Annotated in this window: 10 protein-coding genes; 6 read left to right on the plus strand and 4 right to left on the minus strand. The window is 43.0% G+C overall.

Annotated elements, in window-relative coordinates; genetic code table 11:
• Window positions 1-305: 305 nt before the first annotated feature.
• Window positions 306-2,366: a TonB-dependent receptor gene (locus AB4232_RS05830; RefSeq protein WP_135380571.1), complete on the plus strand. Its 2,061-nt coding sequence runs from the start codon at window positions 306-308 to the stop codon at window positions 2,364-2,366.
• Between the two features lie 99 nt (window positions 2,367-2,465).
• Here the strand turns inward: AB4232_RS05830 and AB4232_RS05835 are convergent, their stop codons facing one another.
• A complete protein-coding gene (locus tag AB4232_RS05835; protein WP_167851806.1) occupies window positions 2,466-2,708 on the minus strand; it encodes a phosphopantetheine-binding protein in 243 nt (80 codons plus the stop codon).
• A gap of 211 nt (window positions 2,709-2,919) precedes the next feature.
• On the opposite strand from AB4232_RS05835, the gene AB4232_RS05840 reads away from it, so the two are divergent.
• The 4 genes from AB4232_RS05840 (at window position 2,920) to AB4232_RS05855 (ending at window position 7,001) form a co-directional block, all read left to right on the plus strand.
• Complete coding sequence (locus AB4232_RS05840) at window positions 2,920-4,575, plus strand: (2,3-dihydroxybenzoyl)adenylate synthase (protein WP_372086568.1); 1,656 nt, start codon at window positions 2,920-2,922, stop codon at window positions 4,573-4,575.
• Window positions 4,576-4,743: 168 nt separating this feature from the next.
• Window positions 4,744-5,085 carry an isochorismate lyase gene (locus AB4232_RS05845; protein ID WP_372086570.1) on the plus strand — a complete coding sequence of 114 codons (342 nt, stop codon included), beginning with the start codon at window positions 4,744-4,746 and terminating at the stop codon, window positions 5,083-5,085.
• A 154-nt stretch (window positions 5,086-5,239) separates the two neighbouring features.
• Window positions 5,240-6,133 (plus strand): isochorismatase family protein, encoded by an 894-nt coding sequence (locus AB4232_RS05850; RefSeq protein WP_108149800.1) that lies wholly within the window; start codon window positions 5,240-5,242, stop codon window positions 6,131-6,133.
• A 52-nt stretch (window positions 6,134-6,185) separates the two neighbouring features.
• The gene (locus AB4232_RS05855; protein WP_108149799.1) at window positions 6,186-7,001 is read left to right on the plus strand and encodes a siderophore-interacting protein; all 816 of its coding nucleotides are present in this window, start codon (window positions 6,186-6,188) and stop codon (window positions 6,999-7,001) included.
• 65 nt (window positions 7,002-7,066) lie between these two features.
• Here AB4232_RS05855 and AB4232_RS05860 read toward each other — a convergent pair whose 3' ends face one another.
• Entirely contained in the window at window positions 7,067-8,686 is a 1,620-nt protein-coding gene (locus tag AB4232_RS05860; RefSeq protein WP_102257356.1) for a (2,3-dihydroxybenzoyl)adenylate synthase, read from the minus strand.
• 11 nt (window positions 8,687-8,697) lie between these two features.
• Window positions 8,698-9,879 carry an isochorismate synthase gene (locus tag AB4232_RS05865; RefSeq protein WP_009846395.1) on the minus strand — a complete coding sequence of 394 codons (1,182 nt, stop codon included), beginning with the start codon at window positions 9,877-9,879 and terminating at the stop codon, window positions 8,698-8,700.
• A gap of 271 nt (window positions 9,880-10,150) precedes the next feature.
• Between AB4232_RS05865 and AB4232_RS05870 the strand changes: the two genes are divergently transcribed.
• Window positions 10,151-10,936 carry a 2,3-dihydro-2,3-dihydroxybenzoate dehydrogenase gene (locus AB4232_RS05870; protein WP_009846396.1) on the plus strand — a complete coding sequence of 262 codons (786 nt, stop codon included), beginning with the start codon at window positions 10,151-10,153 and terminating at the stop codon, window positions 10,934-10,936.
• A gap of 46 nt (window positions 10,937-10,982) precedes the next feature.
• Here AB4232_RS05870 and AB4232_RS05875 read toward each other — a convergent pair whose 3' ends face one another.
• Complete coding sequence (locus tag AB4232_RS05875) at window positions 10,983-12,053, minus strand: 3-deoxy-7-phosphoheptulonate synthase (RefSeq protein WP_009846397.1); 1,071 nt, start codon at window positions 12,051-12,053, stop codon at window positions 10,983-10,985.
• Between the last annotated feature and the right edge of the window lie 224 nt (window positions 12,054-12,277).

Raw genomic sequence — 12,277 nt, forward strand, 5'->3', positions numbered from 1 at the left:
ATGAGAATGCTTTACATTTAAATATGCAACCGATAAAGTACGGTTGAAAATTCGTCAGGTCATTGAAAGGAAAATCATTTTTCAATTTATTTGTTGAGTGATTTAGGCCTTGTTCAATGTGACGTTTTTTAGTCGGAATTTTGGCTCATGTATTAAAGCAGTGGTCAATAAGGAGCTAAGGAAGTACAGCTGATACTCGTTTTGAGTTGTTGCGTTTTCAACCTTTGAATGTCTTCCCTAGTTTTCCTTATAAATGCCGTACATGAGCCCAACTAAAGTTAATGCTTAATCAAGGAGAATTTTAAATGACAGCATTACGCCCCGCGGCAGTGAATGAGCTAGGAAATAGCAAATTCAAGCTACGTACTTTATCTGCAATCATCATGGGACTTTGTGTCAGTGGTCAAGCTTTTGCAGCGACAAACAATAATAATGAAACTACCGCTAACGAAGAAAAAACTACTTTTGAAGTTACCGTGTATGGCGAGAAAATAGAACGTTCGATTTATGATACGGGCTCAAGCGTGCATGTGTATGATGAAGATCGTATTGCGAGTACTCCAGGTGCATCTGAGGTCGATGACTTGCTGCAGCTAACACCGAACATTGTAGATTCAGGTCAGGGTAATAACCTACCATCGATTCGTGGTGTTGATGGGTCAGGTCCTTCATTCGGTGGTCTTGCAGCCTTTGGTGGCTCTGTGCCAAGATTGAATCTTTCAATTGATGGACGCTCACTCAGCTATTCTGAAGTCGCGTTCGGTCCTCGCTCTTTATGGGATATGCAGCAAGCGGAAATTTATCTTGGACCGCAAAGCTACGTTCAAGGCCGAAATGCATCTGCGGGTGCTATCGTTTTAAAATCTAATGATCCGACTTACGATTTTGAGAGCAAAGTAAAGGCTGCTATTGGTCAGCAAGACTATTCTCAAACCGCAGCGGTTATCTCGGCGCCAATACTAGAAGATCAACTGGCCTTCAGATTGAGTGTTGATCAACAAAAACGCAGTAGTTATGCAGACCTTACTGCTTATGAACCTGTCGGTGACCCTAATCGCATTGAAATGACGACAGCTCGTGGTAAATTTTTGCTAGAGCCAGCAGGCCTTCCTGGGTTCAAAACCACGTTAACGATTGCCCATATGGATACCGTTGGACCTCAATCGGAATCTCAACAAACAAAGATCAATAGAGCTGTTTACGAAACTCAGTCAACAAGCGGCATTTGGGATGTATCTTATGACATCTCAGATACGTTAGTGTTCGAAAATAATTTGATCTACACCGATCGCACTTACGACCGAATCACTGATCCTGCAGGCAGAAAGCAGGATTTCAAATCGAAAGGTAATGAGTTCCAAATAGAGCCTTTGGTTCGATTTGATTCCCTTAGCGAAGATCTCTCTGGTTTGTTTGGTTTACGCTACTTCAAATCTGAAGATGATGATGTATTTGAACAGACTGGGTCATCAATACCAATGGAAGGCAAAAACCGTGCTATGTCGGCATTTGCTGAAGTGACGTACTTGGTGATGCCGAGCATCGAAGTTGTAGCGGCAGGGCGATTCGAACGCGAAAGCAAAAAACGCTATGTTGCCCCGGGTCGCTTCGGCTTAGATTATGATGAAACATCAAATGTATTCCTTCCTAAGCTTGAAGTTGCCTATAAGCCTGAATCAGATCAAACCGTGGGTATCCGAGCAGCTAAGGGCTTTAACTCTGGAGGTGGCGGTGTTGGCTTCAATAACAAAACGTGGGCATTTTCTTCATATACGTATGAAGACGAATACGTTTGGAACTATGAATTCTTCACTCGCCATAGTCTGCTAGATAATGAACTTGAGTTAACAACTAACGTCTTCTACAACGACTATGATAATTTCCAAGTACTGGAGACTTCATCAAAAGGTGATGTGAAAGTTGATAATGTTGATGAAGCATATACTTACGGTGCAGAACTAGGAAGCCGTTGGTTAACAACATCTAACCTAGAGCTATTGGCTTCACTTGGTTTGTTGAAAACAAGCTACAAAGATCATGCTAATAGCTCAAAAGAACTCGCTCGTGCCCCTTCTTTGACGGCAAGCTTCGGTGCTTTATACATGTTTGCTGAGAATTTCGAATTGAGTGGTAATGCGAATTACACTGGAGATTACTTCAGTGACGTTGAAAACTCAGCTAACCAGAGTATCGATGCTTACTGGGTTGCAAATGCACAAGTTGCGTATGTGTTTACTAACGGACGTATGTCTTTATTCGCTACAAACTTGTTTGATTCTCAGAAAGAAACATTCAATTTCGGTGGAGACGATATTACGAAGCAAGCACCTCGCCAAATTGGTGGTTCAGTAGAATTGTACTTCTAATCGGTTAGATATAATAAAAACGCCTTGCTCAAAGCAAGGCGTTTATTGATCCCAAACGGTTGTCAAAATGTTTAAGGTGCTAGAAGTCAGAACCTTAATTTAGGCTGTAGCTTCAGTAGAGGCCATGATCGTCTGCCAAGATTCGAGTGTTGGCGTCGCCATTAATTGGGCAAAGCTAATGTTTATCCCTGCATTTCTTAGTTGGCCTGTTAGGCGCATCATACTGATTGAATCCAAACCGAGTTCGATGAGGTTAACGTCCGGCTTTACCGATTCGACTGGAACACTTAATACCTGACTGATTATTTCTACCAGATCAATATTTGCTTCTTGCTTAGACAAAATAATTTCCTTTTCTTTCGGAAGTTTATCTTCTACTTCCAATATTTCACTCAAATTCGCTATACACGATATCACCACTTGATTGTTATATACAAATGATTATTATTAGCATTTAAATGTATTGATAGGCGTCAATTGTGCTGAATCGATTTGGGTATCTTAATACTTCCAAGCGTTGGTCTTAGCACTTCAACATACAATAAGGAATGACATGGAAACCGTGCTCAAGGAGAAGCTTTGTCAAGATGGCTTGTTATATGGCTTTGTTGATCAACCAGATCGTCAATCTGTGAAGTTTGAACAGAACAACTTATGGTTAAACACACCTTTATGGGCAATTTTGAGTGAAGGGGTTGCTCTGCATCCAACTAAACCTGCAGTAGCCGATCCGACGGGTAGCCTTACTTATGAAGAGTTGCAGTCTGAAGCAGACAGAATAGCCGCGGGTTTAAAAGAGGTCGGGTTAAAAGCTGGAGACCGGGTCGTATTTCAGGTGTCTAACAGCATTTATTTCGCAAAAGTGTTTTTTGCTTTACAAAGAGCTGGCTTGATTCCGGTATTGGCACTGCCGGCACATGGTATTGTTGAAATTCGCCATTTCATGAAAGTATCTGGCGCAAGGGCCTACTTCGGTTCTAACTTAGAAAACGATGGAAGAGCACTACACATAGCTGACTCACTGTCGGAAGAGTCCTTTTCATTTAAGCATATCTATATTGTGGGAGACTCTGGAAAGTATCCGTCTTTACCTCTGGGTAATATTGGCCAGTTCGTTCCTGAACGACCAAACCCAAATCATCCTGCTCTGTTTTTAGTTTCTGGTGGAACGACGGGACTACCTAAGCTCATTCCTAGAAGTCATAACGATTATCGTCTCAACATCCAAAGTTGTGCAGCAGCAAGTGAGTTGTCGTCCGACGAGGTATACCTCGCAGTGTTACCTGCCGCGCATAATTTTACTTTGGGTTGTCCCGGTTTATTGGGAGCGCTTGATGTTGGAGGAAGTGCCATTTTCAGTTCCAACCCCAGCCCTGATTACTGCTTTGATGTTATCGAGAAAAATAAAGTGACGGCGACAGCTTTGGTTCCCGCGCTTGCGCAGCTATGGAATGCGGCTAAAGAATGGGAAAGTGCGAATACATCTAGCCTAAGACTGATGCAAGTCGGTGGCTCGAAGCTAGCCTATTCTGATGCTCTTGATGTTCAAAAAACCTTTCCCGGCGCACTCCAACAAGTTTTTGGTATGGCAGAAGGCCTGATCGCCTGTACTCGGTTAGGGGATGATGAAACCTTGGTTGCGACGAAACAAGGTCGACCTGTAAGTCGCTGGGATGAGGTTCGCATAGTCAATGCTGAGGGGAACACTGTTCCAATGGGTGAAGAAGGCGAACTACTCACTCGCGGTCCCTACACTTTAAGAGGGTATTACCGTGCAGAGGAACACAACCAACGCTCATTTACTCAAGATGGTTTCTACCGAAGTGGAGATCGAGCCATTGTTGATGAGAGGGGATATATCGTTGTGACTGGCAGAATTAAGGACGTCGTAAACCGAGCTGGTGAGTGTATTGCTACCGATGAAATCGAAGAGCATTTACTTATGCATCCTAATGTTGCACAGGTCGCCGTGGTTGCGGTGCCTGATAAACATCTAGGCGAAAGGATCGGAGTCGCTGTCGTGAAAAGGGGGCTTTCCCCAACTTTGCAAGAGCTACGCACCTTCCTAAAAGACCAAGGGATGGCTTCTTTCAAACAGCCAGACGAATTGCTCATTGTCTCTAATCTGCCCAAAACAGCGGTAGGTAAAATTGATAAAAAGCGATTGCTTGGTCCAAGTGGTGAAGCTTGGGTTAATACGCCAGTTTAACTAACGCGAGCTGCCTACCGTAGCTCTATATTGTCGATAAACAACGTCCTATTGATTGAATCGAGAGTGCTCTAGAAGGATGACTTGTCGTCGAGCCTGAGAAAGGTGCTTCTATTATTACACTCTTCAATGGGTCATTACAGGGAACAAAGACTAAAGGAAATCAACGTGTCATCTATAAAGAAGCCAGAAGTTTGCGAAAGTCTCAATGATATACGAATCGGAATAGATACCCTTGATAAGGAGATCGTTCATATTCTTTCTAAGCGGTTAGGGTATGTCAAAGCCGCCGCACAATTTAAGCCCAGTGAGCAGAGTATTCCGGCACCAGAGCGTGTCGCTGAAATGCTAGAAGACCGAAAAAAATGGGCAGAAGAGGCCGGGATGAGTAGCGAGTATGTCGAAACGTTATTCTCTAGTATCACCCATTGGTACATTAATCAGCAAATTAAACATTGGCGTACCGAAAGGGGGCTTTCAGCAGAAGAACCCGAAAATACGGTAACGTGATAAGAGTGTTTTGAACTTATCCGTTGAGTATGTATTAGAGGGTTACACATATTCCTGTTGGATCACCACTTTGACTACTAAGCGCCAAAGATTTAATTGATCAGATGACAGAAGAGAGCGTCAGTGCTGATTAGAGTATTAAGGACAATTACAAATGACTATACCGAAAATAGCGAGTTACGACTTGCCAGAACACCATGAGTTTCCAATAAACAGAACGAACTGGACGATCGAACCTAGTAAAGCGGTACTTTTAATTCACGACATGCAAGAGTATTTTGTGAGCTACTATGAGGCTGATTCGTCACCTATGGCGGACATTTTAACGAACATTCAGCAGTTAAAACACGTAGCGAAACAAGCGGGAATCCCGGTTGTATATACCGCACAACCCGCAAATCAAGACCCAAAAGATAGAGCCTTGTTAACTGACTTTTGGGGGCCGGGGCTAAACGGCGATCATACTCCTGTCGTATCAACGCTCGCTCCAGAAAGCGATGATATTGAGTACGTTAAATGGCGTTACAGTGCATTTAAGAAAACCCCATTGCTTGATTACATGAAAGACAATCAAAAAACTCAGCTGATCATCTCTGGTATTTACGGTCACATTGGCATTTTATCGACTGCTTTGGATGCATTCATGTTGGATGTACAGCCCTTTATTATCGGTGATGCGATCGCGGATTTTTCGCGTGAAGACCATATCCACACTCTCACTTACATATCAGGCCGAACGGGAAGCATTAAAACACTCGATAAAGCTATAGCGGAAATCAACCCAAATGAAGAGAGTATTCTTAGCCTCAATGTTTTGCAGTCTGACGTGGCCGAAACATTAGGTGTTTCTTATGAAGAGATTGATGTGAATGAAAATCTAATCTTCATGGGGCTAGATTCGATGCGAGCGATGACACTTGTAGAGAAGTGGAATAAGCAGGGCGCAAATATCTCATTCGCTCAGCTCATTGAAGCGGTTTCATTGCAAGAGTGGTGGCAAGCAATCGAAGCGACACTGAAAAACCACGCAGAAGAAGTACCAGCATAATTGCTCGCAAGTTAGCGCCAATTATTTATAGAATTTCTTAAGAGGTAAATTGATGAGCGATCAACCAGTGCGTTTACATCCGATGTTGTTGGACTTTGTTCGTAAGGAGAAGATCTCAAAGCATCTACTGCGAGTGACTGTTACGGGCGACTCTTTAAAAGGGTTCCCTGAAGATCAAAATGGTACACACATAAAAGTGTTTTTCCCCAATAGGGAGAGTGGGATATTGCAGTTACCTTATCGAGAAGGTGAAACTGTGATTTGGCCTGAGCATAAACCCGTGCCTCGAGCCTATACCGTCAGAAAGTATCGAGCCGATGTGAATGAGCTTGATATCGATTTCGTGATCCACGGAACCGATTCTCCCGGCGGTGGGTGGGCGATTAAAGCAGAACAAGGTTTCCAAATTGGCCTTGTAGGCCCTGCTGGGCCTGAGCCATTAATTGAACCCGCAGATTGGCATATTATTGCGGGAGACCTAACAGCAGTACCAGCCATTAGTGCTATTTTGGAGAACCTTCCCTCCGACACTCAAGGCTATGTATTTATCGAGATAGAGGATGCTGCGGATAAACATGATATTAAGCATCCGCAAGGTCTGGTTTTGAAGTGGCTAATGAGAGACGAAAAGAGTGATCAATATCTATTGAGCAAAGCCATTTCCGGCTTAATTGCACCTAATGGATCTCACTCGCTTTCGGCTTTCATTGCGGGTGAAAATGAAAGCGTGATTGCGTGTCGTAAAGCGCTTAAACAAGAGTACAAGCTGTCTAGAAAAGATATGTATGCGATTCCTTACTGGAAACGAGGTAAGGATGAAGAAGCATACCATGATGAACGCCATGAAGTTATGGATGAAGAGTACTAGCTTGCCTGTTTTAGAAAACAAAAACCGATCTCATGAGATCGGTTTTTGTTAGTACCTTTGGGTGCTTAAGCATACGCCTCTCGGAGGCGTTTCTTATTCACTTTGCCGACAGGTGTCTTGGGCAATGAATCGACAAATTTGATTAAATCTGGGATTTTGTAATCAGCTAAGCCACAATCACGTAGGAAATATTTTAGTTTGAAGGGATTTATGTCTGCCCCTTCGACTTTAACGATTACAGCGCAACTTCGTTCTCCTAAGTAGTCGTCAGGTATCGCAATGAGAGCGGCATCATGAACCCCATCGTGTCGAATTAGGTGGTTTTCGACCTCTTCTGCTGCAATCTTTTCCCCCCCTCGGTTAATCTGGTCTTTATCTCGCCCTGTTACAATGATATTACCGTCCTTAGTCTGTTTAACTATGTCACCAGTGTGATAAAACCCTTGTTGGTCGAATGAAAGACGGTTGTGTTCTTTTGCTTGGTAATAGCCGCGAATGGTGTAAGGACCTTGAGTGAGAAGAAAACCTTCCTCTCCGCAGGATACTGACTCCCCCTCTTCATTCACGATTTTAATCCGATCATGTTGTGAAATAGGGCGCCCTTGGGTAGAGGCAATAACTTCCATAGGATCATCCAATCTAGTGTAGTTCACTAGCCCTTCAGCCATACCAAAGACTTGTTGAAGCTGACAATCTAACTTGTTTGGTAGGTCTGTAGCCGCCGTTTGGCTAAACTTAGCGCCACCGACTTGAACTAATTTTAAGCTTGAAAGATCATGAGTAGTGGATTGAGCCTGCTCCATCCACAGCAGTGCTAGTGGGGGAACTAAGCCCGATACGGTAATTTTATGCTCTTCAATTAGTTTAAACGCTGATTTTGGAGTAGGGTCATGCGTAAGAACAACCGTACCTCCAGCGAAAAAGACCCCTAAAGCTCCCGGTGAACTTAATGGGAAATTATGTGCAACCGGCAGCGCACATAAGTAGCGAGTGTTTTCAGTAAACTTACAGATAGTGTTACTGCCAATCACGCTATAAGCATAGTCATTGTGGGTTCGAGGTATCAGTTTTGGCGTACCGGTTGTTCCACCTGACAATTGGAAAAATGCCAGTTCAGATGCTTCTGCTTCTTGTTTATCGTCGGGTTGCCCCGTGAAATCATCAAGCGATGTGAACCTTGGATCTGCCAAGTTCGTAGCATCACAGCGAACGATTATATGTTCTAATTCATTACTTTCATCTAACACTTGCTTAGCTAAGGCTTGGTAATTAAAGCCAGTATGTTTCCCATCTACAATGTAAGCTTTGGCTTTGGCGTGTTGGCAAAAATAAGATACTTCTGAGAAGCGATGAGCGGGAAGAGCTAAAACGGGTCGAATACCTTTCTGTAACAAGGCAAAGTAGCAGAAATAGAATTCGGCTACGTTTGTCATTTGTAATACGACATTGTCGCCCTTCATTAACCCTAAAGACTGAAAACCTGAAGCCATTTGAGACACTCTCTCTGCGGCTTGTAAATAGCTAAATTGACGCTCACCACAGATAAGAGCCATGTTGTTACCACACCGCTCAACTGAGTGCTGAAAATGATCGAAAAGAGTTCTGTCTTGCCAATAACCTAGCTCTCTATACAAAGAAGCTTGGGGTGTTGGCCAATCTGTATAATCCATATGTTCATTCGACATTATGAGTCTACCTATGCCGTCAACATATCTTTAAGTTGGATACCTGCTGCCGTTAAGATGGTGTTCATTTTGGCACCAGTTTCATCCAGTTCGCTTTGTGGATGTGATTCATCAACAATACCTGCTCCAGCAAAAACTTTCATTTGTCGTTTTTGGACCTCAGCACAACGGATCGTCACTACCCACTCCCCATTACCTCTTGAATCACACCAACCAACCATACCGGTAAAATACCCTCGGTCGAATTGCTCCAATTTTCGGATAGCTTCATACGCTTTCTGTCGCGGATAACCGCAAACTGCAGGGGTAGGGTGTAATTCAGCAGCGACTTCCAACACATTAGTGTGAGGGTTACTGACTTGACCCTCTAGTTCCGTGGAGAGATGAAGCATGGTTTTTGTTTCTATGACTGATGGAATCATAGGTGTGTACAGGTTGTGGCAATACTTGCTCATCACACGCTCAACTTCTTCTACAACTAGACCATGTTCGTGCAGATCTTTGTTGGTATTGAGCAATGAATTTGTTGAGCTTTGATTCTGTTCGTCCAGTTCAGAACGCGGGCGCGATCCTGCGAGTGGGTTAGAGGTGAGATAACTGCCTTTTTTTGCAACAAGGAGTTCTGGACTCGCCCCCATTAGCTTTTGGTTGTCATTGATATTCGCTGCGAACGTATAGCCTTTCGAGTTGATTGATAACAGATTACGAAGCAAAGTTTGCTGCTGAATATCAGCGTCTGTTTCTACTTCAATAGCCCGAGAAAGAACCACTTTTGAAAGCTCTGTGTTGGCAAACATATCAAGAAGGTCGGATACCCCTTGCTTATAATGATTACCGCTTGGGGAAGAAATGACGTGCGCATCGGCAGAAGAAAGCGGATTTGAGTGTAAGGATCTTGTACTACTAGAGATGAATAACTGCTCTGGGATAATAAATTTAGTCGGGTTTTCTTCGTTAAATGGGACGACACCAAATAGCACTGGATTATCGGCTTCTGATTTTTTAGCCGCCTGGAGCATTTCGTTCGCCTTCTCGGCTAGCTCTGAAAATGCAATAGGCTGGTGGAACTCATTTTCAATACCTTTACCCATCATCGTATTACTGGGAGAAGCGAAGAAAAATGGAGATGACAATAGCTCTCTATCTAGCAGATCACTTTCCATTTTTGAATAGCCAATGACTTCACGTTTCATAACAGGTCCCTCTTTGTGTATAGATCGTTATGACGATGTGCAATTACTTACATTGATGTTCTTAAAGGAACTCATTTGTCATGCACTTCATCGGGTTGCTTATTTTGGTCAGTAAGATTACATTTACATTTATTTAAATGCTAATGATAATGATTTCTATTTGATGTAAATCGTCATTATTGAAGGCTGCTCACATTCTTTGATTTTTGTTTTATGTAAATGCATACAAAAGTCGCAATTTTGATTGTTTATTATTCGGTTGTTTAGGTATATGGAAAGATTTCTTGAAGGACAATTAGTGTTATTAACGGGTGCTGCAAAAGGTATTGGTTTTAGCACGTTAGAGAGTTTGTTGGACTCGGGAGCTAAGGTGCTCGCTACGGATATTGATAGCCAACTCCTCGCGACTAAATCTGAATCTCTAGCGAGAAAGTATCCAGATCAGCTCTGGGTTGAACCGTTGGATCTGTCAAAACCTGAGTTAGTAAAACAGAGTATTTATCATTGGGTAGCAGAGTACGGTGAGTTTGACCACTTAGTGAGTTGTGCTGGTATTCTTCATTTAGGTGCGCTGTGTGATATGTCATTCGAGCAGATAGAAAACACATTTATGGTCAATTCGTTTGGTGCTCTAGCCACAATGCAGGCGGTATCTAAGTGTATGAAAGATCGGGGGAAGGGGAATATGGTTGTTGTCGGTTCGAATGCTGCCAATACTCCTAGAGCAAATATGGGGGCTTATGCAGCATCTAAGTCGGCGTTACACATGTTTGTAAAATCCATTGGTATTGAACTCGCGCCTTTGGGGATTCGTTGCAATATTGTGAGCCCAGGGTCTACACGTACAGAAATGCAATTGCAACTTTGGAATGAGAGTTATGGTGAGGAGCAGGTCATTGCCGGAGATGCAACGCAGTTTCGTCTAGGTATTCCGCTCAACAAGATTGCTGAACCCAAAGATATTGCTCAATCGATATTGTTTCTGATGTCTAATGCAGCTAATCATATCACTATGCATGACTTGCGGATTGATGGTGGTGCAACGCTCGATAACTAGACATCATAGAGTTATATGGCGCGCATGCGCCATATAAAATTTTAGGTTAAGCGACCGTCGATAATTTCTTATGAGTTGCCTCTACCATTGCATTTGCAAAGACATCGAGAATTGCAACGGTATCTTCCCAGTTTAGACACTCATCAGTGATGGATTGACCTCTGGTTAGTGGCGTCGCATCTATATTTTGCGCCCCTCCGACTAAGAAGCTTTCAGACATAACGCCGGCGATGTACTGCTCTCCTGAAATGATTTGCTCTGCAATGTTTCTGGCTACATTGAGTTGATTTTTGGCAATTTTCAGACTGTTCCCATGACTACAATCAATGATGATTCGGGGGTTAAGGCCGTTTAATTCTAATTGTTTTGTTACATCACAGACGTGTACGTTAGTATAGTTTGGCTGTTTTCCGCCACGTAAAATGATATGTCCGTTAGGGTTGCCATGTGTCATTGCAGACATGGGTGTATTACCAAAACCAGAGACATAAACTAGGTGAGGAGATTTCGCGGCGTGAATTGCGTCAATCGCGATCGTTACATTGCCATCCGTTCCATTCTTAAACCCAATAGGGCACGGGATGCCTGAAGCCATTTGTCTGTGTGTTTGAGACTCAGTGGTTCTTGCTCCAATAGCGCCCCAACAAATTAAATCAGATACATATGGGTACACGGTGGTGTCTAAAAACTCGGTTGCCGTTGCAAGCTCTAGATCAACAACATCTTTTAAGAATTTTCTTGCGACAAACAGCCCCTTACTCATCTTATGGCTATTGTCTAAATCGGGATCGACAATGAGCCCTTTCCAACCGACGCGGGTTCGTGGTTTTTCAAAATAGGTTCGCATGACGATCAAGAGCTGGTCACGATATTTGTTCTGTAGTTCGGCCAACTTACGAGCATACTCTAAAGCAGCCTCTGGGTCGTGGATGGAGCAAGGTCCAATGATAACGAGCAGACGGTTATCTTTCCCATTTAAAATTTCTGTGATTTCGAATCTTTTATCACGGATAAATCGTTCACTTTTTTCGTCTAGAGTGATTTCACTCGTTACATCAATCACACTCGGCAGTGGCTCTATCGTGGTTGAATTAAGTTGCTTCTCTAACTCTTGCATCCTTCCTCCTAAAACAAGTGTTCCTTGATGTTATGGCTTCATCAAATGCGCGGTCCAGGTATGATTTGGCAAACATTCAATTCCAATAAATGATAATTATTATCATTTAATTTTGAGGATTATTGAAATAGGAGCTAGGTGTTGTCAAGCTTATTGTTGGGTGATGTAGTGAGATCATGCCCAATACAATCAGTACATCAACTCATATTAGTTAGCATTAAACA

Source organism: Vibrio sp. 10N.286.46.A8 (genome assembly GCF_041470165.1).
GTDB lineage: Bacteria > Pseudomonadota > Gammaproteobacteria > Enterobacterales > Vibrionaceae > Vibrio > Vibrio tasmaniensis_A.

Excerpts from the sequence above, each read along its gene's own strand:
- AB4232_RS05865 (WP_009846395.1), bottom strand. The coding sequence starts at position 9,879 with ATGAAACGTGAAGTCATTGGCTATTCAAAAATGGAAAGTGATCTGCTA.
- AB4232_RS05870 (WP_009846396.1), top strand. The coding sequence starts at position 10,151 with ATGGAAAGATTTCTTGAAGGACAATTAGTGTTATTAACGGGTGCTGCA.
- AB4232_RS05840 (WP_372086568.1), top strand. The coding sequence starts at position 2,920 with ATGGAAACCGTGCTCAAGGAGAAGCTTTGTCAAGATGGCTTGTTATAT.
- AB4232_RS05855 (WP_108149799.1), top strand. The coding sequence starts at position 6,186 with ATGAGCGATCAACCAGTGCGTTTACATCCGATGTTGTTGGACTTTGTT.
- AB4232_RS05850 (WP_108149800.1), top strand. The coding sequence starts at position 5,240 with ATGACTATACCGAAAATAGCGAGTTACGACTTGCCAGAACACCATGAG.
- AB4232_RS05830 (WP_135380571.1), top strand. The coding sequence starts at position 306 with ATGACAGCATTACGCCCCGCGGCAGTGAATGAGCTAGGAAATAGCAAA.
- AB4232_RS05875 (WP_009846397.1), bottom strand. The coding sequence starts at position 12,053 with ATGCAAGAGTTAGAGAAGCAACTTAATTCAACCACGATAGAGCCACTG.
- AB4232_RS05860 (WP_102257356.1), bottom strand. The coding sequence starts at position 8,686 with ATGTCGAATGAACATATGGATTATACAGATTGGCCAACACCCCAAGCT.